The sequence below is a fragment of the Planomonospora algeriensis genome (genome assembly GCF_977012225.1).
The window spans coordinates 1-533 of the sequence record NZ_CDRNDK010001072.1; the positions used below are offsets into that span (position 1 = coordinate 1).

Here is a 533-nt window from a genome sequence, read left to right on the forward strand (position 1 = left end):
AAGCGGGAGGGCTCCCGCTGGTACGTGATCCTGTCGTGCGACGACGTCCCCGCCCAGGCCCTGCCCGCCACCGGAGCCGCCGCCGGGATCGACCTGGGAGTGGCCTCCCTGGTGACCACCTCCGACGGCGGGCACATCGGCAACCCGCGCCACCTGGCCGCCACCGCCGACCGTCTGGCGGCGGCGCAGCGGGATCTGGCCCGCAAGAAGCGAGGGTCCAAGCGCCGCCGCAAGGCGGTGGCCCGGGTCGCGGCCCTGCACGCCACGGTGCGCCGCCAGCGCCTCGACCACGCCCACAAGGCCGCGCTCGCTCTGGTGGCCGCCTACGACGTGATCGTGCACGAGGCGCTGAAGGTCGCGAACATGACCCGCAGCGCGTCCGGCACGGTCGAGCGGCCCTGCCGCAATGTCGCGGCCGAGTCCGGGCTGAACCGTTCGATTCTGGATGCGGGTTGGGGGGTGTTCCTGACGGTCCTCGCGTACAAGGCTGAAAGCGCCGGTCGAGAGCTGATCGCCGTGGATCCCCGCAACAC

The 533-nt window shown here is 72.8% G+C and carries 1 protein-coding gene; it reads left to right on the forward strand.

From position 1 onward, the window contains the following. The coding region (locus ACWJ6R_RS37850) for an RNA-guided endonuclease InsQ/TnpB family protein (RefSeq protein WP_449066785.1) at nucleotides 1-533 on the forward strand (533 nt) is incomplete at both ends.